We start from the raw sequence: 22,448 nt of genomic DNA, 5'->3' as shown, positions 1-22,448 counted from the left end.
AGGGAGGGCCCACGGCGTTTCACTGACCGGCATCCGGGGAGGGAGGACCCCTTTGATGCCGAAATCCTGTGTTGGGAAAGACACAGGGACTCGCTGCGGGCTTGCTGGCGTCGGCTGGGAACGTTCCGACGCCGCCCGCAAACAGTGACTGTCAGATGTATCTTTCGCCGGGCCGTCACTTTGATCTGGATCAAACCGGTCCGGAATGTCGCATGGCGGCCAGTAGGCGGTCGCGTTCGCCGGTGTCGCGGGCCTCGGAGACGGCGTCGGCAAGCTCTTCCAGCGAGCGGACCGAATGGCCCGCGCGAAAGCAATCCACATGGGGCAACATCGCCTGTATTCCCCGGGCCCTGGGCGCGAATCCGTCCCAGCGCAGAAGCGGGTTGATCCAGATGAGACGGCGCGCCGAGAGATGCAGCCGCTCGATCTCTCGCGACAGGATGTCCGCCTCGTCGCGGTCGAGCCCGTCCGTGATCAGCAGCACCACCGCACCGGTCCCGAGAACCCGGCGCGACCAGTCGCGGTTGAAGGCATGCAGCGCGCTGCCGATTCGGGTGCCGCCGTCCCAGTCGGGGGCCTCGGCCCCGGCCGCGCCAAGCGCCGCGTCGACGTCGCGGGTCGCGAGATGGCGGGTTATGTTGGTCAGGCGGGTGCCGAAGGTGAAGGCATGCACTCGCGCCCAGCCCGCACCTTTGGCGTTCGAGACGGCGTGCAGGAAGTGCAGCACCATGCGCGAATATTGCGACATCGACCCCGAGATGTCGCAGAGCACCACCAGATTGGGCCAGCGCGGGCGCCGATTTTTCTGCGAAAAATCGCGGACTTCCCCGCCCGCGCGCAGGGAGGCGCGCATCGTGCCGCGCCAGTCCGGCAGCCGCCCGCGCCGCGCGGCCTGGCTGCGGCGCGATACAAGGGGCGCCACCGGCAGGCGCAGCCGGGCCAGCATCCGCTTCGCCTCGGCGGTCTCGGCGGTGCTCATCTGCTCGAAATCCAGGCTCTTCAGCCGTTCGCGTGCCGACTGGGTGCCGGTCGCGTCGATCTTGATTTCCTCTTCCGGCGCCGGGCCGGACGGATCAGGCAGGTCGCGCGGCACGCCGTCCAGCAGCGCTTCGGCCGCGCGCCTTTCGGCCGGCCGCGCCCGGCGCTCTTCCGCGGCGCCCCGCAGCGCGGGCAGCATCAGGCTCATCATGTGTTCGAGAAAGCGCGGGTCGCGCCAGTACAGCCGGAACACCTGGTCGAAGACCGCGCGATGCTCGGGGCGCGACACGAAACAGGCGGCGAGCGTGTGGTGAAAATCGGCCCGGTCGGTGAAGCCAGCCGCCTCGACCGCGCGAATGGCATCGATGGCCCGGCCCGGGCCGACCGGCAGCCCTGCCCTGCGCAGGGCACGCGCGAAATGAAGGATGTTGTGCGAGAGCTTCCCCTCGTCGGGGATGCCCAGGGCGGGATAGTCGGCCATCTTCATTCACTCCGGGGCGCGGCGGGGTCAGGCGGTCGCAAGTTCGGCCCTCACCGCATCCAGAAGGCGCCGCGCCTCGGAGCCTTCGAGCCGCTGAATGTCGTCCTGGTATTTCAGAAGCGCGCCGATGGTGTCGGCGATCACCTCGGGCGAAAGGCCGATCACGTCGAGCGCCAGCAGGCATTTGGCCCAGTCGATGGTCTCGGCCACGCCCGGTTTCTTGAACAGATCCTCGTTGCGAAGCCGCTGCACGAAGGCCACGATCTCGCGGCTGAGGGTTTCGGCCGCCTCGGGCGCGCGGGCCTGCAGGATCTCGAGCTCGCGGGAGAAATCGGGGTAGTCGACCCAATGGTAGAGGCAGCGGCGCTTCAGCGCGTCATGGACCTCGCGGGTGCGGTTCGAGGTCAGGATGACGATCGGCGGCTCGGCCGCGCGGATCGTGCCGAGTTCGGGGATCGTCACCTGGAAATCGCCCAGCGCCTCCAGAAGGAAAGCCTCGAATGGCTCGTCGGTGCGGTCGATTTCATCGATCAGCAGCACGGGTGCGCCACCGGGCTGCGGCCGCATCGCCTGCAGGAGCGGCCGTTCGATCAGGAAGCGTTGATCGAAGAGTTCGGCCTCGAGCCCGGCGCGGTCGGCACCGCCCGCGGCCTCGGCCGTGCGGATCGCGATCATCTGGGCCGCGAAATTCCATTCGCAGACAGCACTTGCCGCATCGAGCCCTTCGTAGCATTGCAGCCGGATCAGCTTGCGGCCAAGCGCGGCGGCGATGGCACGGGCGATCTCGGTCTTGCCGGTGCCGGGCTCGCCCTCGAGAAACAACGGCCGCCCCAGCCTCAGCGCCAGAAAGGCCACTGTCCCGAGCGCGCGGCCGCAGACATAGTTCTGGCCCGCCAGCATCGCCTGCACCGCGTCGATGGACCCGATCGCTTCTGCCACCCGCCCTGTCCTCCTCTGTGCCGTTCCGTTTTCGCGCCCGTCCACCCCCTGCGCCGGGACCGGCGATTGCCCCACCCTGCCCCGCAGGCTATGCCTCGTCCATAAGCCTAAAGGAGGAGGAACGGCCTTGGAGAGCCCGCTGAAACCGAAGGATGCGCCAGAGCTTGCGCGGTTCGACTGGGAGGACCCGCTGCGGCTGGAGGACCGGCTGGACGAGGACGAACGGATGCTGCGGGACGCGGCGCGGACCTTTGCCCGGGACCGGCTGCAGCCGCGCGTGACCGAAGCCTTCCGGAACGAGACGGTCGAACCGGGGCTGTTCCGCGAGATGGGCGAGGCCGGGCTGTTGGGGGTGACGCTGCCCGAGGCCTATGGCGGGCTCGGGGCCTCTTACGTGACCTATGGCCTTGTCGCGCGCGAAATCGAGCGGGTCGATTCGGGCTATCGCTCGATGATGTCGGTGCAGTCCTCGCTGGTGATCTATCCGATCTACGCCTACGGCTCGGAGGCGCAGCGCCAGCGCTATCTGCCGGGGCTGGCGCAGGGCACGCTGATCGGCTGTTTCGGGTTGACCGAGCCCGAGGCCGGGTCGGACCCGGGCAGCATGAAGACCCGGGCCGAGAAGACCGCCACCGGCTATCGGCTGACCGGCACCAAGACCTGGATCTCGAATGCGCCGATGGCCGATGTCTTCGTGGTCTGGGCGAAATCCGAGGCCCATGGCGGCAAGATCCGCGGATTCGTTCTGGAAAAGGGCATGGCGGGGCTTTCGGCCCCGAAGATCGAGGGCAAGCTGTCGCTGCGGGCCTCGCCCACGGGCGAGATCGTCATGGACGGGGTCGAGGTCGGCGAAGAGGCGCTTTTGCCCGGGGTCGAGGGGCTGAAGGGGCCGTTCGGCTGTCTGAACCGGGCGCGCTACGGCATCGCCTGGGGGGTGATGGGCGCGGCCGAGGCCTGCTGGCATGCAGCGCGCGCCTATGGGCTCGACCGCCGTCAGTTCGGCCGCCCGCTGGCCGCGACGCAGCTGTTCCAGAAGAAGCTTGCCGACATGCAGACCGAGATCGCGCTGGGGCTGTCGGCCTGCCTGCAGGTCGGGCGGCTGATGGACGAGGCCCGCGCCGCGCCCGAGGCGATCAGCCTGATCAAGCGCAACAATTGCGGCAAGGCGCTGGAGATCGCCCGCGCGGCCCGCGACATGCATGGCGGGAACGGGATTTCCGACAGCTATCCGGTGATCCGCCACATGGTGAACCTCGAGACCGTGAACACCTACGAGGGCACGCATGACGTGCATGCGCTGATCCTCGGCCGGGCGCAGACCGGGCTGCAGGCCTTTTTCTGAGGCCCCCGAGGCCCCGTCTGACGGCCGGGATCTTGCACGCCGGGGGCTCTGCCCCCGGACCCCCGGGGTACTTCAGCCAAGAAGAAGGGACAGGCTCTTCGCCGCGCTGGGTTTCGGGCTGAAACCGGCGTATGTGGGAGCCGTGCCTTTTCGTGCAGGAGTGCCCGCAATGCCCTTGGATCTGTGGTTTGCCTTTGCCGTGGCTTCGGCCCTTCTTTTGATGAGCCCGGGGCCGACGGTCCTGCTTGTGCTGAGCTATGCCCTGAGCCAGGGGCGGCGGGTGGCCGTGGCGATGGCCCTGGGTGTCGCGCTGGGCGATCTGATCGCGATGACCGCCTCACTGGCAGGCCTGGGCGCGCTGGTGCTGGCCTCGGCCACGCTGTTCTCGGTGCTGAAATGGGTGGGGGCGGCCTATCTGGTCTGGCTCGGGGTCAAGCTTTTGCGGAGCCGTCCGGCGGCACTGGAAGAGGAGAGCGGCGGCGTGCCAGAGCAGCGCCCGGCCCGGGCGATTTTCGCCCATGCCGCGCTGGTCACGGCGTTGAACCCGAAATCGATCGCGTTCTTCATCGCGTTCGTTCCGCAATTCCTGCGGCCCGAGGCGCCGCTGGCGCCGCAATTCGCAACGCTGATCGCCACATTCGTCGGGCTCGCCGCGCTGAACGCGCTGAGCTATGCGCTGCTGGCCGACCGGCTCAGGGCGCAGATCCGGCGGCCTTCGGTGCTGCGCTGGATGACCCGGGCCGGGGGGGGCGCGCTGATCGGCATGGGGGCCCTGACCGCGACGGCGGCGCGCAACTGACCGGGCCCGGGGCGATTTTCCGCTGACCGGACGCCGTGCCGCGCAGGTCCGCGAAAAACGCGCCTTTCGGACGCCGCAACTTGGCTTTAGGCTTCCCCACGGTTGTAGAGGTGGGCATGAAGGACCGGTTCGCGAGCGAGAGCGAGACAGGCCGCTGGCACACGTTGCTGGACCGGTCCGGCACGGGGGCGTGGGTCAAGGCGCTTGGCCCCGACCATGCTGCCGTCTGGGCGGCAGGGGGCGGCACGCTTCTGGTCACCTTCGAGCAGGCCCGCGAGATCCTGACCGGAGCGACCGCCGGCCACACACTGGCCGCCCAGCTGGCCGAGCCCGCGGGCTGGTCGCGGCTGACCCTGGTGGCCCATGGCGCGACCTGGTTCCGCGACGCGGCGGTTTACGACTTCTTCGACGAGCGCGTCGATTCCGAGTTCTTCGACGCGTTCGACCGGGTGGTATTTTACGGGGCGGGGATGTGCGGCTATGCGGCCTGCGCCTATTCCGTGGTGGCACCGGGAGCGGCGGTCGTCGCTCTGGCCCCGCAGGCCACGCTGGACCCCGCGCGGCTGGACTGGGACCGGCGTTTTCTGATGGCCCGGCGGCGCGACTTTGCCTCGCGCTATGGCTATGCCCCCGACATGATCGAGGCCGCCTGCTGTGCGGCGATCCTCTACGACCCGGCGCAGACGCTCGACGCGATGCATGCCGCTTTGTTCGACGGGCCGAACGTCATGCGGCTGGCCGCGCCCTATTGCGGCGACGCGCTCGAGGCGCATCTGTCGGCCATGGCGGTCCTGCCGGAACTGATCGACGCGGCCGGCGAGGGTCAGTTGACGGCCGAGGTCTTTTTCCGGCTTTTCCGGGCGCGGCGCCAGCATGCCCCCTATCTTGCGGCCCTTCTGGACCGGCTTGACAAGTCCGGCCGCACCGATCTGGCGCGGGGCGTTCTGCGCCATGCAAGCCATGTTGCCGAGCACGAGCACCTGACCGGCGCACGCACCGATCTGGACCGGCGGCTGCGGCGCCACCGGCCGGACGTGCCGGTCTGAGCGACCGACCGGCCGCAGATCAGAGGTAGAAGCGGTCGCTGAAAATCCGGCGGATCACGTCCTGCCGGGTCAGCCCCCGGGCCGCCAGATCCTCGTCCGAGATGGCGTTCAGCTTTTCCAGCGCACGGGTGCGCGGGTGGTTCTCGACGATGCGGACCATGGCCGCGATGATCGAGGAAACGAGCGAGCCGCGCGGGCCCGCCACATGAGTATTCGCGAGTGCCATTTGGAAACTCCTGTTCGCGTACAGACGTTCCCTCCCATGCCGCCAAGATAGGACAGCATCCGTGACTTTTCCATTGACGGATGGGAAGCCCCGCCTTGCGTCAGGCGCTTGGCTCAGGTGCGGCGCGCGGCGCCCCGAGGCCGCAAGCCGACCGCGATCGGTACTGGAAAGCGCCCGGGCGATTGTGTATCGCCCTGCCCCATGACCCAGAGCCTCACGATCCGCCGCCCCGACGACTGGCACCTGCATCTGCGCGACGGTGCCATGCTGGCGGGCGTGCTGCCCGAATCCGCCCGCGACTTCGCCCGCGCCATCGTCATGCCCAATCTGGTGCCACCGGTGGTGACCGGTGCCGAGGCCGCCGCCTATCGCGACCGGATCCTTGCGGCCCTGCCCGAGGGCGCGCGCTTTGCCCCGCTGATGACGCTGTACCTCACCGAAAGGACCGATCCCGAGGATGTGGCCCGCGCCCATGCGGCAGGGCTGGTGACGGCGGTCAAGCTCTACCCCGCCGGGGCGACCACCAATTCGGCCTCGGGCGTGACCGATTTCGACAAGGTACGCGGGGTCCTGGAAAGGATGGCCGAGATCGGCTGCCCGCTCTGCGTCCATGGCGAGGTGGTCGACCCCGAAATCGACATCTTCGACCGCGAGGCGGTGTTCATCGACCGGGTGCTCGACCCGATCCGCCGCGCGGTGCCGGGTCTGAAGGTGGTGATGGAGCATATCACCACCTCGGACGGGGTCGATTACGTGCGTTCGGCCGAGACGGGGCTTGGTGCGACGATCACCACCCATCACCTGATCATCACCCGCAACCATATCCTGGTGGGCGGGATCAAGCCGCATTACTACTGCCTGCCGGTGGCCAAACGCGCGCGCCATCGCGACGCGCTTGTCGCGGCCGCGACTTCAGGCGATGCGCGCTTCTTTCTCGGGACCGACAGCGCGCCCCATGCCGACCCGGCCAAGGAATGCGCTTGCGGCTGCGCGGGCGTCTTTTCGGCCACCAACACGCTGTCCTGCCTCGCCGAGGTCTTCGAGCGGGCGGGCGCGCTCGACCGGCTCGAGGCTTTCACCTCGCTGAACGGCCCCGCCTTCTACGGCCTGCCGCCCAATGACGACCGCATCACCCTGACCCGGGGCGCCTCGCCCGTCGCCTATCCCGCGCGGATCGAGACCGGGGCCGGGCCGGTGACGCTGTTCGATCCGGGTTTCGATCTGCACTGGCGGGTCGCGCGGTGAGCCGCGCATTTTTCGCAGAAAAATCGCCGGGGCGGGTCGCGCCGCTCCGGCAGGACACGGAGACGCTTGCGCCATGATCCCCACCGCCTTCCCCGACAAGTCCGAAATCGCCCGCCTCTCCGCCCGCATGCTGCTGGAGATCGGGGCGGTGCATTTCAACGCCGAAACGCCCTTCACGCTTGCCTCCGGCCTGCCCTCGCCCACCTATATCGACTGCCGCAAGCTGATTTCGTTCCCGCGGATCCGCGCCACGCTGATGGACTTCCTGACCGTCACCGTCCTGCGCGACGCGGGCTTCGAGGCCTTCGACTGCATCGCGGGCGGCGAGACCGCGGGCATCCCCTTCGCGGCCCTCGTGGCCGAGCGGATGGCCCTGCCGATGACCTATGTCCGCAAGAAACCCAAGGGCTACGGCCGCAACGCCCGGATCGAGGGCGTGATGTCCGAAGGCGACCGGGTGCTTCTGATCGAGGACCTGACGACCGATGGCGGCTCGAAGATCAGCTTCGTCGACGCGATCCGCGACACCGGCGCGGTCTGCGGCCATACGGCGGTGATCTTCTATTACGGGATCTTCCCCGAGACCGAAAAGACGCTGGGCGATCACGGCATCCGGCTGCATCATCTCTGCACCTGGTGGGACGTGCTGGCCGAGGCCCGCGCCCAGGGCGCCTTCGACGCCGCGACGCTTGCCGATGTCGAGTCGTTCCTGACCGCCCCCCGCGCCTGGCAGGAGGCGCGACGCGAGGTTTAGGCGCAAACCCGCTTGTCTGACGCCGGAAATCCTTCAGCCATCCGGCGAAAGACCCCGACTGGAAACCATATCTTGACGCAACCCGACCTTGACCCGCAAGATTCGGGTCGGGAAGTTATCCACAGGCAATCCACAGGTTTACCAAGATTGCCGTGGCCGCGGACGAGGGTCTAAAACCCGGCCGCAGGGAGAGAAACAAAGATGAATCAGGTCAGAACAATTCGCCCCGAAGGCGAAAAAGACGACGACACGACCGGCCTGCCTCACAATATCGAGGCCGAGCAGCAATTGCTGGGCGCGATCCTGACCACGAACGATATCTTCGACCGGATCGCGTCCATCGTCCAGCCGCAGCATTTCTACGATCCGGTCCATTCCCGGATCTTCGAGATCGCCGCGAACCGGATCCAGAAGAACCAGCTGGCCTCGCCGGTCACGCTGAAAGCCTTCCTCGAGGATGACGAGGGGCTCGCCGAACTGGGTGGGCCGGCCTATCTGGCGCGGCTTGCGGGGGCTGCGATCTCGTCCTTCGCGGCGCGCGACTATGCCCAGATGATCTACGATTTCTGGCTGCGCCGCGAGCTGATGAAGCTTGGCGCCGAAATCTCGGACAAGGCGGCCAAGGTCGACATCGCCTCGGAGCCCGCCGCCCAGATCGTCGAGGCCGAACAGGGGCTCTACAAGCTGGCCGAGAAGGGCCAGTCGGAAACCGGCTTCCAGTCCTTCCTGCGCGCCGTCACCGATGCCGTGAAGGTCGCCAACGCCGCCTATCAGCGGGATGGCGGGCTTGCGGGCGTCTCGACCGGGCTGACCGATCTCGACAAGAAGCTCGGCGGGCTGCACCGCTCGGACCTTCTGATCCTCGCCGGGCGGCCCTCGATGGGCAAGACCTCGCTGGCGACCAACATCGCCTTCAACATCGCCCGCGCCTACAAGCGCGGCACCCTCCCCGACGGGTCGGTCGGCGCGGTCAATGGCGGCGTCGTGGGCTTCTACAGCCTCGAGATGAGCGCCGAGCAGCTCGCCGCCCGGGTCCTGTCCGAAGCTTCGGAAGTGCCCAGCGAACAGATCCGCCGCGGCGACATGACCGAGGCCGAGTTCCGCCGCTTCGTCAATGCCGCCAAGGAACTCGAGGCCTGCCCGCTTTACATCGACGACACCCCGGCCCTGCCGATCAGTCAGCTCGCGGCCCGCGCCCGGCGGCTGAAGCGGACCCACGGGCTCGATGCGCTGTTCGTCGACTACCTCCAGCTCGTGCGCCCCGCCACCGCCAAGGACAGCAGGGTGAACGAGGTCTCGGAGATCACGCAGGGCCTGAAGGCCATCGCCAAGGAACTGGACATTCCCGTCGTCGCGCTGTCGCAGCTGTCGCGGCAGGTCGAAAGCCGCGAGGACAAGCGGCCGCAGCTGTCCGACCTGCGGGAATCGGGCTCGATCGAGCAGGATGCCGACGTCGTGATGTTCGTGTTCCGCGAGGAATATTACAAGGAACGCGAGAAACCCAGCGATCATGACCTCGAAGGCATGGCGCGCTGGCAGGAGGCGATGGAAAGCCTGCACGGCAAGGCCGAGGTCATCATCGGCAAGCAGCGGCACGGGCCCATCGGCTCGGTCGAGCTGAGCTTCGAGGGCCGCTTCACCCGCTTTGGCAACCTCGTCAAACCCTGGCAACAGGGACAGGCGGTCGAGGGCTTTTGATCGGTCCGGGCGCGGGCGGGCCAAGCCGGGGCCATTCGGCTCTTGACGCGGCCCGCGCGCGTGGCACAACAGCGGCCATGGCTACCGGAACACTCACGATCGATCTCGACGCGCTCGCGCGCAACTGGAAGGCGCTCGACCGCGCAAGCGGGGCGGGCGTGGAAACGGGGGCGGTCGTCAAGGCCGACGGCTACGGGCTGGGCGGCGAGCGCGTCGCCCGCGTGCTGGCCCAGGCCGGCGCCCGGCGCTTCTTCGTCGCCGCCGCCGAGGAAGGCGCCCAGATCCGCAACGCGCTGGGACCGGGGCCGCAGATCTGCGTGTTCTCGGGCCATATGCCGGGCGATACCGACATGATCGGCGATCTCGACCTGGTGCCGATGCTGAACTCGGTCGACCAGCTCACCCGCCACATGGAGGGCCTGCCGGGCCGTCCCTTCGGCATCCAGCTCGATTCGGGGATGAACCGGCTGGGTCTTGAACCGGCCGAATGGGCGGCGGTGCGCGACATCGTCCTGGCCGCGGGGCCGGTCCTGATCATGAGCCACCTCGCCTGCGCCGACGAGCCCGGGCACCCCGCGAACCTGCAGCAGCTGACCGCCTTCCGCGAGATGACCGACGGCTGCGGCGTGCCGCGGTCGCTTTCGGCGACGGGCGGCGTTCTGCTGGGGCCCAACTATCATTTCGACGTCACCCGCCCGGGCATGGGCGTCTATGGCGGGCTGCCCTTCGCCGAGGCCGAGCCGGTCGTGGGCCTGTCCTTCCCGGTGATCCAGACCCGCGAGGTCCAGCCCGGCGAAAGCATCGGCTACGGCTACACCTACACGGCCGCCGAACGGCGCGTCGTCGCGACCGTCACCGCGGGCTATGCCGACGGCATGCACCGCGCGCTGTCCAATCGTGGCCAGCTTTGGTTCGAGGGCACGCCCTGCCCGATCCTGGGACGGGTGTCGATGGACCTCATCACGGCCGACATCACCCATCTGGGAACGGTGCCGCCCGCGCTTGACCTGCTTTGCCCCGAACAGGGGGTGGACGCGGTCGCCGATACCGCCGGGACCATCGGCTACGAGATCATGACCGCGCTCGGCCGCCGCTATGCCCGCCGCTATGTCGGCGGTGCGGGCACATGATCCTGCTGAACCCCGTCGGCGCGCTCGGGCGTGCCGTGCTGGGCGGGCTCGCGGCCGTCGGGCGCCTCGCGCTCTATCTCGGGGCGACGCTTTACGCGATGGTGCGCCCGCCCTTCTATTTCCGAGAATTCGGCCATGCGGTCTGGGTGATCGGCTATAACAGCCTGCCCGTCGTCGGGCTGACCGCCATCTTCACCGGCGCGGCGCTGGCGCTGCAGATCTACGAGGGCGGCTCGCGCTTCAATGCAGGCCAGGTCGTGCCCTCGATCGTCGCCATCGGCATGGCGCGCGAATTGGGGCCGGTGATGGCCGGGCTGATGGTCGCGGCGCGGGTGTCGTCCTCGATCGCGGCCGAGATCGGCACCATGAAGGTCACCGAACAGATCGACGCGCTGGTCACGCTCTCGACCGACCCGATGCGCTATCTGACGGTGCCGCGGGTGCTGGCGGCGACGGTCACCGTGCCGGTGCTGGTCGCGGTCGGCGATTCCATCGGCATCTTCGGCGGCTATCTGGTGGGCACCCAAAGCCTCGGGCTGAACGCCGCCGCCTATTTGCGGAACACCGCCGATTACCTGGAAATCTGGGACGTGACCTCGGGTCTGGTGAAGGGCGCGGCCTTCGGCTTCCTGATCGCGCTGGTCGGCTGCTATTTCGGCATGAATTCGGGCCGCGGCGCCCAGGGCGTGGGGGCCGCCACGAAATCGGCCGTGGTCGCAGCCTCGGTGCTGGTGCTGGCCGCCAACTACATTCTCACAACCCTGTTCTTCGCCGCATGATCGAGCTTCGCGACATCCACAAGGCCTTCGGCCGGAACCATGTCCTGAGGGGCGTGACCCTGACCGTCCCGAAGGGCGAGAGCATGGTCATCATCGGCGGGTCGGGCACCGGCAAGTCGGTGCTGCTGAAATGCATCCTCGGGCTGGTGCGGCCCGATGCGGGCCAGATCCTCATCGAGGGCGAGGATGCGTCGCGCGCCGAACGCGAAGCGTTCCTGGCCCGCTTCGGGATGCTGTTTCAGGGCGGCGCGCTGTTCGATTCCCTGCCGGTCTGGCAGAACGTGGCCTTCCGGCTGATGCGCGGCGCCACCAAGCGGCCCAAGGCCGAGGCGCGCGAGATCGCCATCGAAAAGCTGCGCCGGGTCGGGCTGAAACCCGAGGTTGCCGACCTGTTCCCTGCCGAGCTGTCGGGCGGCATGCAGAAACGCGTGGGTCTGGCCCGCGCCATCGCCGCCGACCCCGAGATCATCTTCTTCGACGAACCCACCACCGGGCTCGACCCGATCATGGCGGGCGTCATCAACGAGCTGATCCGCGAGATCGTGGTCGAGATGGGCGCGACCGCCATGACCATCACCCATGACATGAGCTCGGTCCGGGCCATTGCCGACGATGTGGCGATGCTGCATGGGGGCGTGATCCAGTGGACCGGGCCGGTCGCCGACATGGACCAGTCGGGCGATCCCTATCTCGACCAGTTCATCCATGGCCGCGCCGAAGGCCCCATCGAGGCGGTGCGGTGACGGTCCGGCCGTGACCCTGCGGCTGCTGCGCCTCGCCAATCTGGCGCTGCTGATCCTCTTTCCCATCGCCTGGGCCGCGCCCTTGCTGCGCGCGGGGCTTCTGCCGCTGTTCGGGATGTCGGAAATCTCGGTGCTGTCGGGGCTTGCCTCGCTTTGGCACGCCGACATCTTCCTCGCGCTGCTGGTCACGCTGCTGGCGCTGGTCGCCCCCTTCGCCAAGACCGTGGGGCTGGCGCTGATCCAGTACGGACTGGCCTCGCCCCGGCTGCTGCCCGCGATCCATGTCATGGGCAAGCTTGCCATGGCCGATGTGTTCCTGATCGCGATCTATGTCGTGGTCGCGAAAGGGGTGGGCCTCGGCCGGGTCGAGACCGCCTGGGGGCTTTACCTCTTCACCTTCTGCGTGCTGGCTTCGCTGGCACTGTCGAGCCTGACGGCCCGGGTGATGCACCGGACCTGACGCCCGGCGTGGTCCGCCGGACGCCTGTCTTCATGCCGCCGCCGCGTCGCCCCCCTTGCCGGGCGTGTAGTTCAGCACCGGCGCCAGATGGCGTTCGGCCTCGGCGAGGGTAATCCCCTTGCGGGCGGCATAATCGGCGACCTGATCGGCCTCGACCTTGCCGACCCCGAAATAGAAGCTGTCGGGATGGGCGAAATAAAGCCCCGAAACCGACGGCCCCGGCCACATCGCCATGCTTTCGGTCAGCCGGATGCCCACCGCACGTTCCGCATCGAGCAGCCGGAACAGCGTCTTCTTCTCGGTGTGGTCGGGCTGGGCCGGATAGCCCGGCGCGGGCCGGATGCCCTTGTAGGGCTCGGCGATCAGCTCTTCGGGGGTGAAGGCCTCGTCGGGCGCGTAGCCCCAGAGGCTGCGGCGCACTTCCGCATGCATGCGCTCGGCGAAGGCCTCGGCGATGCGGTCGGCCAGCGCCTTGACCATGATCGCGCCATAGTCGTCATGCTCGGCCGCCATGCGCTCGGCAATGGCGATTTCCTCGGGGCCCGCCGTCACCGCAAAGCCGCCCAGATAGTCGGGGGCCACCCCTTCGGGCGCCACGAAATCGGACAGCGCCGCATTCGGGACGCCGGGCCGCTTGGCGGTCTGCTGGCGCAGGGTGTGGAAGGTGGCGAGCGTTTCCTGGCGGTCCTCGCCCGTGTAAAGCCGCACATCGTCGCCCACCGCATTGGCGGGCCAGAAGCCCACCACGCCCTTCGGCGCGAACCAGCCGCCCTGCACGATCCGGTCGAGCATCCGCCGCGCGTCGTCGTAAAGCGCGCGCGCCGCCTCGCCCTTGGCCTCGTCCTCGAGGATGCGCGGAAAGACCCCCTTCATGTCCCAGGCATGGAAGAACGGCGTCCAGTCGACATGCGCCGCCAGATCGGCCAGATCCCAGCGGTCATAGACCCTGGTGCCGAGGAAGGAGGGCTTGACCGGGCTGTAACCCGTCCAGTCGATGGCGATCCGGTTGGCGCGGGCGGCCACGAGCGGCAGGCGCTTCTTGGCGGCCTCGCCGCGGGCGTGTTTCCGGGCGAGATCCTCGTATTCGGCGCGGATGCCCTCGACATAGCCCGACCGCTGGTTGTCGCTCAAGAGCGACGAGACCACGCCCACCGCGCGGCTGGCATCGGTGACATAGACCGCCTGCCCCGCCGTGTAGTTCGGCGCGATCTTGACCGCCGTATGCACCTTGCTGGTCGTGGCCCCCCCGATCAGCAGCGGGATGTCGAAACCCTGCCGCTGCATTTCCGAGGCCATGTGCACCATCTCGTCCAGCGAGGGCGTGATCAGCCCCGACAGGCCGATGATGTCGACCGCATGCTCCTTCGCGGCGGCGATGATCTTCTCGGGCGGGACCATCACCCCCAGATCGACGATCTCGTAATTGTTGCAGGCCAGCACGACGCCGACGATGTTCTTGCCGATGTCATGGACGTCGCCCTTGACGGTGGCCATCAGGACCTTGCCCGCAGCCTCGCGGCGGCCATCCTTCTCGGCCTCCATATGGGGCAGCAGCACGGCCACGGCCTGTTTCATCACGCGGGCCGACTTGACCACCTGCGGCAGGAACATCTTGCCCGCCCCGAAAAGATCGCCCACCACGTTCATCCCCGCCATTAGCGGGCCCTCGATGACATGCAGAGGCCGCGCGGCCGCCAGCCGGGCCTCTTCGGTATCGGCCTCGATGAATTCGGTGATGCCGTTGACCAGCGCATGTTCCAGCCGCTTCCCGACCGGCAGCTCGCGCCAGGACATGTCCTTTTCGCGGCCCTGCGACCCGCCCTGCCCGCGGTATTTTTCGGCGATCTCCAGCATCCGCTCGGTCGCGTCGGCACGGCGGTTCAGGACAACGTCCTCGCAGGCCTCGCGCAGCGTGGGCTCGATCTGGTCGTAGACGGCAAGCTGGCCCGCATTGACGATGCCCATGTCCATGCCGGCCTGGATGGCGTGATACAGGAAGACCGCATGCATCGCCTCGCGCACGGGTTCGTTGCCGCGGAAGCTGAAGGACAGGTTCGACACGCCGCCCGAGACATGCACATGCGCGCACTCGGCCGTGATCCGCCGCGTGGCCTCGATGAAATCGACGCCGTAATTGTCATGCTCCTCGATGCCGGTCGCGACGGCGAAGACGTTCGGGTCGAAGATGATGTCCTCGGGCGGGAAGCCGACCTCCTCGGTCAGAAGCCTGTAGGCACGGGCGCAGATTTCGACCTTGCGATCCTCGGTGTCGGCCTGGCCCTTCTCGTCGAAGGCCATCACGATCACCGCCGCGCCGTAAGCCCGGCACAGCCGCGCATGGTGCAGGAAGGCCTCTTCGCCCTCCTTCATCGAGATCGAGTTGACGACCGGCTTGCCCTGCACGCATTTCAGGCCCGCCTCGATCACCTCCCACTTGGAGCTGTCGATCATCACCGGCACGCGGGCGATGTCGGGCTCGGCCGCGACGAGGTTCAGGAAGTCGATCATCGCCTGTTTGCTGTCGATCAGGCCCTCGTCCATGTTGACGTCGATGATCTGGGCGCCGTTCTCGACCTGATCGCGCGCGACATCCAGAGCGGTGGCGTAGTCCTGTTCCTTGATCAGCTTGCGGAACCGGGCCGAGCCGGTGACGTTCGTCCGCTCGCCCACATTCACGAAGGGGATGTCGTCGGTCAGGGTGAAGGGTTCGAGCCCCGAGAGCCGCATCTTCGGCGCGATCTCTGGGATTTTGCGAGGGGCATGGCCCCGAACCGCCTTTGCCACCGCCGCGATATGGTCATAGGTCGACCCGCAGCAGCCGCCGACGATATTGACCAGCCCGTCCTTCGCAAAGCCCGCGACCAGCGCCGCCATCTCATCGGGTGTCTGGTCGTAGTCGCCCATCTCGTTCGGGAGCCCGGCATTGGGATAGGCGCAGATCAGCGTGTCGGCCACGGCCGAAAGCTCGGCCAGGTGCGGGCGCATCGCATCGGCCCCCAGCGCGCAGTTCAGCCCGATGGTCAGCGGCCGGGCATGGCGCACCGAATGCCAGAAGGCCGTGGGCGTCTGGCCCGACAGCGTCCGCCCCGACAGGTCGGTGATGGTGCCCGAGATCATGACGGGCAGGCGCAGGCCCTGTTCGGCAAAGACCTCCTCGCAGGCGAAGATCGCGGCCTTGGCGTTCAGCGTGTCGAAGATCGTCTCGATCAGAACCAGGTCGATGCCGCCCGCGATCAGCCCGTGCAGCTGTTCGGCATAGGCGATCCGCAGGTCGTCGAAAGTCACGGCCCGGTAGCCCGGGTTGTTCACGTCGGGACTGATCGAGGCGGTGCGGTTCGTCGGTCCCAGCGCGCCCGCGACGAAGCGATGCCGCCCGTCCTCGGCCTCGGCCCGGTCCATCGCCTTGCGGGCCAGCCGCGCACCCGCCTCGTTCAGCGCGAAGACCTTGTCTTCCAGCCCGTAATCGGCCTGGGCGATGGCGGTCGAGGAAAAGGTATTGGTCTCGACGATATCGGCGCCAACCATCGCATAGCGGTAGTGGATCTCTTCGATCACGTCGGGATTCGTCAGGTTCAGAAGGTCGTTGTTGCCCTTCTGCGGCTTGTCGCCGTGCAGATGACAGGCGCAGCCGCCGCCAGAACCGGTGAAATCGTCCTCGGTCAGGCCGAGCTTCTGGATCTGGGTGCCCATCGCCCCGTCCAGCACCAGGATCCGCTCGGCGGCGGCGGTGCGAAGGGTCTCGAAGACAGGCGAATGGCGGGCGGGGCGGGGCGCGGATTGGGTCATGGACGGCAGATATGGCCTTCGGCCGCGCCTGTCCAATTCATGTTTGTCAGGATCTTTATGAGCCCGGCTCACATTCACGGCCGATATTCTGCGCCATTGACAGCCGCCCGCCCGGCCGGGTAGCGCTTGTGGCGATGGTTCCCGCAGGCCTTGCCGGCCGCGCGGGTGAAAAGGGAACGCGGTCCGCCGGAACCTCCGGCAAATCCGCGGCTGCCCCCGCAACTGTAGGCGGAGAGCCCCCCGAGACGGCCACTGGACCGAACGGTCCGGGAAGGGTCGGGGCGGCGATGACCCGCAAGCCAGGAGACCTGCCATCCAAGCGTGTGAACCCGGGCGGGGTGCCCCGGCAAGGAGATCCGCGATGGATGACATCAGGGGCCGGCGCGGCCCGGTTTTTCGTGACGAGGTTCCGGGCGGGGCCGGTCTGCCGGCGATGCTGGAGATGGTGCTGATGCGGCTTGCCGCCTGCCCCCAGACGGGGCCGCGGGCGCGCGAGCTGGGCCAGCTTGGCTTCATGCAATGGCTGGGCAGCCTGCCCGGCCGGGCCGATCTGCCCGCCGCCGCCCGCGCCGCCGAGGCGCAGGCGGCACCGGGTCCGGCCACGGCCGCGCTGGACGAGTTCCGCCGCCTGCTGGTGCAGATCCGCGCGATGCCGCCCCGGCCGCTGGATCTGGCCCTGCCCCGCCCATGCCGCCGGGGCGGCGCCCGGGCGCGGCGGCTCAGGCTTTAGCCCGGACCCTTCGCGGACAGGGTCAGAATCGGTCCAGCACCCGCAGGTGATCGTGGGTATGCGCCCGCTCGCCATGCAGGTGGAACTCGACCTCGGTCCGCACCGGGATCAGAACGGTCTGGCCGTGCCGCACGCCGCGCTGCAGGAACAGGCTGTTGGCATAGGCCTGGACCGAGCCCACCGTGCCCCGCATCACTGCCACCTCGACCGCCGCGTGATGGTCAAGCGGCACCGACAGCGCCGCGATGGCCGCGTCATGGTGCTGCTGGCGGCTTTCTGGCACCAGCCGCCCCAGATCGCGCTGCGCGGGGTCCATGGCATAGGTCACGACGCCCACGCATTCGGCGGTCTCGGGCGCGTCCTGGTCAAGCCCCCGGCGGATCAGGTCGCGCAGCGCCTCGGACCGGTTCGACGCGCCAGACCGGTCCATGAAGGCGTCGAGCGCCTCCAGCAGGTCGTCTTCGATGGTGATCGTGATGCGCTGCATGGGCCCCTCCCGCTTTGCGGCGACTTTGCCTCCGGAGCGCGGGGCAAACAAGGCACAGAACCGCGCTTGGCATTCCCGCCGCGCCGGGCGTATGAAGATGGGAGGCATAAATCATACCGAGTCCTCATGCGCCCTCTGTCCTTCCTGGCCCTTGCCGTTTCGCTGAGTCTGCCGCTGGCTGTCGAGGCCGCCCCGCCGCTGGTGCTGGCGGTGGGCGGCGAACCCGAGACCGGTTTCGACCCGATCATGGGCTGGGGCCGCTACGGGAATCCGCTGTTTCAGGCAACGCTGCTCAGGCGCGCGGCCGACCTGTCGCTGGCGGGCGATCTGGCGACCGGCTGGTCGCTGTCGGACGACCGTCTGACCTGGACCGTCACGCTTCGCGACGATGCGCGGTTTTCGGACGGAACGCCCCTGACCGCCGAGGACGTGGCCTTCACCTTCAACGCCGCGCGCGACGGCGACGGGCTGACGGATCTCAAGGTGCTGAAGGAGGCCCGCGCTACCGGCCCGCTGACGGTCGAGCTGGAACTCCGCCACCCGCAGATCACCTTCACCGGAGATCTGGCGACGCTGGGGATCGTGCCAAAGGCATCCTACGGGCCGGATTACGCCCGCCACCCGGTCGGCGCCGGGCCGTTCCGCCTGGTCGAATGGCGCGAGGGCGAACAGCTGATCGTCGCGCCGAACCCCTATTGGCACGGCCCCGACATCCCGTTTCCGCGCGTGACCTTCGTCTTCGGGGCCGAGGCGACGGGGCTGGCGCTGGCGCGTACCGGCGCGGCGCAGATCGTCGCCGTGCCCCCGGCCGAGGCCGATGCCGCGCCAGAGGGGATGCAGGTGCTGCATGTGCCAAGCGTCGACAATCGCGGGGTGATGTTCCCGATGCGGCCCGCGGGCGGCCGGACCGCCGAGGGCGTGCCGATCGGCAACGATGTCACCGCCGACCGCGCCATCCGGGTGGCGGTCGATCAGGCGGTGGACCGGACCGCGCTGCTGGCGCTGGCGGTCAACGGCCATGGCGCCCCCGCCCATGGCCCGGCCGACGGTTTGCCCTGGGATAACCCCGAGGACCGCCTGACCGAGACCGGCCCCGACGCCGCGCGCGCCACGCTGGCGGCTGCGGGCTGGACCGATGCCGATGGCGACGGGCTGCGCGAAAAGGACGGGCTCGAGGCCGAATTCCGGCTGGTCTACCCGGCCTCCGACTCGGTGCGGCAGGCGCTGGCGCTGGGGGTCGCCGAGGCGCTGAAACCGGTCGGCATCCGGGCGATCCCCGACGGCCGGAGCTGGGACGAGATCGGGCGGCTCATGCATTCCGAGCCGGTGGTCTTCGGCTGGGGCTCGCACGACCCGTCGGAGGTGTTCAACCTCTATGACAGCGGTTTTGCCGGCCGGGGCTGGTACAATCCGGGCTTTTACGAAAACCCGGCGGTCGACGCCCATCTCGCCGCCGCCGAAGCCGCAGAGACCTTCGAGGCCTCGCTGCCCGAATGGCGCGCCGCGCAATGGGACGGGACCACCGGCTTTGGCGCGAAGGGCGACGCGGCCTGGGCCTGGCTGATCAATATCGACCATTCCTACTGGGTCAGCGACTGTCTCGATCTCGGCCCGATCCAGACCGAGCCGCATGGCCATGGCTGGCCGATCACCCAGGGACTGCCCGGCTGGCGCTGGACCTGCGAATGACGGGCTGGCTCGGGCGGCTTCTGGTCGAGCGGTTGATCCGGCTGGCCTGGCTGTTGCCGCTGGCCATGGCGGGGCTCTTCACGCTGGTCTCGCTGGCGCCGGTCGACCCGATCACGGCCTATGTCGGCGCCCGGGTCGCGGATGTCGGCCCCGACCAGCGCGCGACCATTGCCCAGGCCTGGGGGCTCGATGCGCCCGCGCCCGAACGGTTCGCGCTGTGGCTCGGCCACATCGCGCGCGGCGATCTGGGCAGCTCGATCACCTTCAACGCGCCCGTCGCCGAGGTGCTGGCGGATCGGGCCGGGGCCTCGCTGACACTGATCGCGCTTGCCTTCGTGATATCCTTCGCAGTGGGGCTGGGCCTCGGGCTGACCGCCGCCGCGACGCGCGGGCGCTGGCCCGACCGCGCGATCCGGGGCTATGCCGTGGTGCTGACGGCAAGCCCCGGGTTCTGGGTCGCGCTGCTCTTGATCGCGCTTTTCGCCGTCGGGCTGGGCTGGCTGCCCTCCTGTTGCGCGGCCCCGCCCGGTCTGACCGCCGACGAGGCCGATCTGGCCGCGCGGCTCAACCACCTGATCCTGCCCGCCGCGACCCTGTCGGTGGTGGGGACCGGGCCGCTGATCCTGCACAGCCGCGCCCGCGCCGCGGCCTTTCTCGAAAGCCCCGCCGCGCGCCATCTGGCCGCCCACGGCGCGCGCCCCCGCTGGCTGGTCTGGCGGCCGGGTCTGCGCCACGCGCTGGGCCCGGCGCTGGCCGTGCATCTGGCGGGCACGGGCGAGCTGATCGGCGGGTCGGTGCTGGCCGAGACGGTCTTTGCCTGGCCGGGCCTCGGGCAGGCCACGGTGCGCGCGGCGCTGGGCGCCGATGCGCCGCTTTTGCTGGGGATCGCGCTGGCCACGCTTGTGGTGGTCTTTCTGGGCAATCTCGCCGCCGATATCGCGGCGCGGCTGCTCGACCCAAGACTGAGGCAGGCATGATCGCTGCCCTCACCCTCGCCTCGCCGGTGCGCCGCGATCTGCTGATCCGGGGCGGGCTGGCGCTGGGGCTTGTCGCGGTGCTGCTGTTGGCGGCGCTTGCCCTGCCGCCCGAAGGCCCGCCCGTCAGCGCGTTATCGCGCAATCTCGGTCCCTCGCTGGCGCATCCCTTCGGTACCGACAGTCTGGGGCGCGACATGGCGTTGCGCACCGCGCTGGCGCTGGCCACCTCGATCAAGGTCGGGCTGTTCGCGGCGGTGCTGTCGACGGCGGTCGCGGTCGTCTTCGGGCTTGCCGCCGCCTCGCACCGGCTGGCCGACCGGCTTGTGGGGGTCGCGACCGAGCTGGCGCTGGGGCTGCCGCATTTCGTGCTGATCCTGCTTGTGGCCTATGCCGCGGGCGGCGGCATGGCGGGGGTGATCCTGGGCGTCGGGCTGACTCACTGGCCCCGGCTGACCCGCGTCCTGCGGCTCGAGGCGCAGACGGTCGCGGCGTCCGACTATATCGCGGTCTCGCGCGGGCTCGGGCGCGGACCCGTCTGGATCGCCCGCCATCATCTGGCGCCGCATCTTCTTCCGCAGATCGTGGCGGGCTTCGTGCTGATCTTTCCCCATGCCGTGCTGCACGAGGCGGGGCTGTCCTTCGTCGGGCTCGGCATTCCGCCGCATCTGCCCTCGATCGGGGTGATCCTGGCGGACTCGCTGCGGGCACTGATGGCCGGGCATTGGTGGGTCGCGGTCTTCCCGGGCGCTGGCCTGATGCTGGTCGCGCTGACGGTGGAACGCTTCGGCGAGGCGCTGCGGCGCGCGGCCGATCCAACGGAGGGCGTCGCCTGATGTTGCAAATCGAGGATCTGTCGGTCGCCTTCCGCCAGCATGACGGGCGCCTGACCCGCCCGCTTGCGGGCGTCAGCCTGACCGTCGCGCCCGGCGACTGCGCGGGGCTGATCGGCGGCTCGGGGGCCGGGAAAAGCCTGATCGCCGAGGCGCTGACCGGCACCCTGCCCCGCAATGCCGAGCTTTCGGGCCGGATCGGGGTCTCGGGCCGCATCGCCCTGGCCCCGCAGGCGGTGACGGCGCTCGACCCGCTGGCGCGAGCGGGCGCGCAGATCGCACGGCTCGCGCGGCTTGCGGGCCGGTCCGCCGATCCGGCCGCGCTGATGGCGCGGCTCGGCCTCCCCGAGGCGGCGCTTCGCGCCTATCCGCATGAGCTGTCGGGCGGCATGGCCAAGCGGGTGCTGATCGCGACGGCGCTGGCGACCGGGGCCGGAACCCTGATCGCCGACGAACCGACGCTGGGGCTCGACCCCGAGGCGGCCGACCGGATCATGGCGCTGCTGGCGGGGCTCGCCGCCGAGGGCACCGGCGTTCTGATCATCAGCCACGACCTGCCGCGGCTGGTGGCGACGACGACCCGCGTGACGGTGCTGCGCGAGGGCCGCCCGGTCGAGACCGTTCCGGCCGCCGCCTTCCCCGAGGGCCTGACCCACCCCTTCACGCGTGCGCTTTGGGACGCCCAGACCTGGACCGCAACCGAGTGGGCCAAGGCATGCTGAGCGCCGAGGACATCCGCCACGGCTTCGACGGCCGCGACGTGCTGCGCGGCGTGTCGCTGCGCCTTGCGCCCGGCGAGGTGCTGGGGATCGGCGGGGCCTCGGGCGCGGGCAAGTCGACGCTGGGCCGCATCCTTGCGGGGCGGACACGACCCGAGGGCGGCCGCGTCCGCTGGCAAGGCTCGGGTCTTCCCGACAGGGGGCCCTGCCCGGTCCAGCACGCGCCCCAGTCGCCCGATGCCGCGACCGATCCGCGCTGGCCGGTGGCGAAGATCCTGAAGAACGGCGGCCCGCCCGATGCCGGGGCGCTGGCGGCTTTGGGCATCCGCCCGGACTGGCACCGCCGCCTTCCGGGCGAGCTGTCGGGGGGCGAGCTGGCGCGGGTGTCGCTGGCGCGGATGATCCGGCCCGAGACCCGGGTGCTGATCTGCGACGAGATCACCGCCCAGCTTGACGCGCTGGCGGCGCGCGATCTGTGGCAGGCGCTGTTGCCGCTGGCACGGGCGCGCGGCATGGCGCTGATCGTGATCAGCCATGATGCCGGGCTGCGCCGCGCGCTGGCCGCGCGCGACACGGTGCTGACGGACGGGCGGCTTTGCCCGGCCTGAGC

At 69.2% G+C, this 22,448-nt stretch carries 21 protein-coding genes and 1 riboswitch; of the genes, 16 read left to right on the top strand and 5 right to left on the bottom strand.

Annotated features, from left to right (window positions below; translation table 11 throughout):
• Positions 1-190: 190 nt before the first annotated feature.
• Both BYZ73_RS03415 and BYZ73_RS03410 read right to left on the bottom strand, forming a co-directional pair.
• Positions 191-1,459, bottom strand: coding sequence for a vWA domain-containing protein (locus BYZ73_RS03415; RefSeq protein ID WP_112314983.1), 1,269 nt, complete (start codon positions 1,457-1,459; stop codon positions 191-193).
• A gap of 27 nt (positions 1,460-1,486) precedes the next feature.
• Complete coding sequence (locus BYZ73_RS03410) at positions 1,487-2,359, bottom strand: AAA family ATPase (protein ID WP_425440005.1); 873 nt, start codon at positions 2,357-2,359, stop codon at positions 1,487-1,489.
• 166 nt (positions 2,360-2,525) lie between these two features.
• Here BYZ73_RS03410 and BYZ73_RS03405 point away from each other — a divergent pair, with 166 nt between their 5' ends.
• The 3 genes from BYZ73_RS03405 to BYZ73_RS03395 all read left to right on the top strand — a co-directional run bounded on the left by BYZ73_RS03405 (position 2,526) and on the right by BYZ73_RS03395 (position 5,585).
• Positions 2,526-3,740, top strand: a complete 1,215-nt coding sequence (locus BYZ73_RS03405) for an acyl-CoA dehydrogenase (RefSeq protein WP_245943033.1) — start codon at positions 2,526-2,528, stop codon at positions 3,738-3,740.
• Between the two features lie 169 nt (positions 3,741-3,909).
• The gene (locus BYZ73_RS03400; protein ID WP_108022860.1) at positions 3,910-4,539 is read left to right on the top strand and encodes a LysE family translocator; all 630 of its coding nucleotides are present in this window, start codon (positions 3,910-3,912) and stop codon (positions 4,537-4,539) included.
• A gap of 116 nt (positions 4,540-4,655) precedes the next feature.
• Complete coding sequence (locus tag BYZ73_RS03395) at positions 4,656-5,585, top strand: phosphoadenosine phosphosulfate reductase (RefSeq protein WP_108022858.1); 930 nt, start codon at positions 4,656-4,658, stop codon at positions 5,583-5,585.
• 19 nt (positions 5,586-5,604) lie between these two features.
• On the opposite strand, the gene BYZ73_RS03390 is transcribed toward BYZ73_RS03395, so the two are convergent.
• The gene (locus BYZ73_RS03390; RefSeq protein ID WP_108022856.1) at positions 5,605-5,811 is read right to left on the bottom strand and encodes a DUF1127 domain-containing protein; all 207 of its coding nucleotides are present in this window, start codon (positions 5,809-5,811) and stop codon (positions 5,605-5,607) included.
• 201 nt (positions 5,812-6,012) lie between these two features.
• Between BYZ73_RS03390 and pyrC the strand changes: the two genes are divergently transcribed.
• The 7 genes from pyrC to BYZ73_RS03355 all read left to right on the top strand — a co-directional run bounded on the left by pyrC (position 6,013) and on the right by BYZ73_RS03355 (position 12,620).
• Entirely contained in the window at positions 6,013-7,056 is a 1,044-nt protein-coding gene (pyrC, locus tag BYZ73_RS03385) for a dihydroorotase (protein ID WP_112314904.1), read from the top strand.
• 73 nt (positions 7,057-7,129) lie between these two features.
• Positions 7,130-7,810 (top strand): orotate phosphoribosyltransferase, encoded by a 681-nt coding sequence (locus tag BYZ73_RS03380; RefSeq protein ID WP_112314903.1) that lies wholly within the window; start codon positions 7,130-7,132, stop codon positions 7,808-7,810.
• Between the two features lie 201 nt (positions 7,811-8,011).
• Entirely contained in the window at positions 8,012-9,508 is a 1,497-nt protein-coding gene (locus BYZ73_RS03375) for a replicative DNA helicase (RefSeq protein WP_108022850.1), read from the top strand.
• Positions 9,509-9,585: 77 nt separating this feature from the next.
• A complete protein-coding gene (gene alr / locus BYZ73_RS03370) occupies positions 9,586-10,638 on the top strand; it encodes an alanine racemase (RefSeq protein WP_108022848.1) in 1,053 nt (350 codons plus the stop codon).
• Positions 10,635-11,417 (top strand): MlaE family ABC transporter permease, encoded by a 783-nt coding sequence (locus BYZ73_RS03365; RefSeq protein WP_108022846.1) that lies wholly within the window; start codon positions 10,635-10,637, stop codon positions 11,415-11,417. Before alr ends, BYZ73_RS03365 begins: the two co-directional genes overlap by 4 nt.
• On the top strand, positions 11,414-12,160 hold the full coding sequence (locus BYZ73_RS03360; RefSeq protein ID WP_112314902.1) for an ABC transporter ATP-binding protein: 747 nt from the start codon (positions 11,414-11,416) through the stop codon (positions 12,158-12,160). The genes BYZ73_RS03365 and BYZ73_RS03360 overlap by 4 nt, the downstream gene beginning before the upstream one ends.
• 22 nt (positions 12,161-12,182) lie before the next feature.
• On the top strand, positions 12,183-12,620 hold the full coding sequence (locus BYZ73_RS03355; RefSeq protein ID WP_181497953.1) for a paraquat-inducible protein A: 438 nt from the start codon (positions 12,183-12,185) through the stop codon (positions 12,618-12,620).
• Positions 12,621-12,650: 30 nt separating this feature from the next.
• Here the strand turns inward: BYZ73_RS03355 and metH are convergent, their stop codons facing one another.
• Entirely contained in the window at positions 12,651-16,406 is a 3,756-nt protein-coding gene (metH, locus tag BYZ73_RS03350; RefSeq protein WP_112314900.1) for a methionine synthase, read from the bottom strand.
• A gap of 118 nt (positions 16,407-16,524) precedes the next feature.
• Positions 16,525-16,736, top strand: a riboswitch (cobalamin riboswitch).
• 31 nt (positions 16,737-16,767) lie between these two features.
• Here metH and BYZ73_RS03345 point away from each other — a divergent pair.
• Positions 16,768-17,136 (top strand): hypothetical protein, encoded by a 369-nt coding sequence (locus BYZ73_RS03345; protein ID WP_108022837.1) that lies wholly within the window; start codon positions 16,768-16,770, stop codon positions 17,134-17,136.
• A 22-nt stretch (positions 17,137-17,158) separates the two neighbouring features.
• Here the strand turns inward: BYZ73_RS03345 and nikR are convergent, their stop codons facing one another.
• Positions 17,159-17,623, bottom strand: a complete 465-nt coding sequence (nikR, locus tag BYZ73_RS03340; protein ID WP_108022836.1) for a nickel-responsive transcriptional regulator NikR — start codon at positions 17,621-17,623, stop codon at positions 17,159-17,161.
• Between the two features lie 126 nt (positions 17,624-17,749).
• Between nikR and BYZ73_RS03335 the strand changes: the two genes are divergently transcribed.
• Genes BYZ73_RS03335 through BYZ73_RS03315 form a run of 5 tightly spaced genes read left to right on the top strand, consistent with a single transcriptional unit; the run spans position 17,750 to position 22,446 of the window.
• Positions 17,750-19,312, top strand: coding sequence for an ABC transporter substrate-binding protein (locus tag BYZ73_RS03335; protein ID WP_112314899.1), 1,563 nt, complete (start codon positions 17,750-17,752; stop codon positions 19,310-19,312).
• Entirely contained in the window at positions 19,309-20,289 is a 981-nt protein-coding gene (locus tag BYZ73_RS03330) for an ABC transporter permease (protein ID WP_112314898.1), read from the top strand. Before BYZ73_RS03335 ends, BYZ73_RS03330 begins: the two co-directional genes overlap by 4 nt.
• Positions 20,286-21,122, top strand: a complete 837-nt coding sequence (locus BYZ73_RS03325; protein WP_112314897.1) for an ABC transporter permease — start codon at positions 20,286-20,288, stop codon at positions 21,120-21,122. The genes BYZ73_RS03330 and BYZ73_RS03325 overlap by 4 nt, the downstream gene beginning before the upstream one ends.
• Positions 21,122-21,841: an ATP-binding cassette domain-containing protein gene (locus tag BYZ73_RS03320; RefSeq protein WP_112314896.1), complete on the top strand. Its 720-nt coding sequence runs from the start codon at positions 21,122-21,124 to the stop codon at positions 21,839-21,841. The genes BYZ73_RS03325 and BYZ73_RS03320 overlap by 1 nt, the downstream gene beginning before the upstream one ends.
• A complete protein-coding gene (locus BYZ73_RS03315) occupies positions 21,835-22,446 on the top strand; it encodes an ATP-binding cassette domain-containing protein (protein ID WP_112314895.1) in 612 nt (203 codons plus the stop codon). Before BYZ73_RS03320 ends, BYZ73_RS03315 begins: the two co-directional genes overlap by 7 nt.
• Positions 22,447-22,448 lie beyond the last annotated feature (2 nt).

Origin of the sequence: Rhodovulum viride (assembly GCF_003265965.1) — a bacterium.
GTDB lineage: Bacteria > Pseudomonadota > Alphaproteobacteria > Rhodobacterales > Rhodobacteraceae > Rhodovulum > Rhodovulum kholense.
The sequence above is the reverse complement of the archived record's forward strand: the minus strand, read 5'-3'. Positions and strand labels throughout refer to the sequence as shown.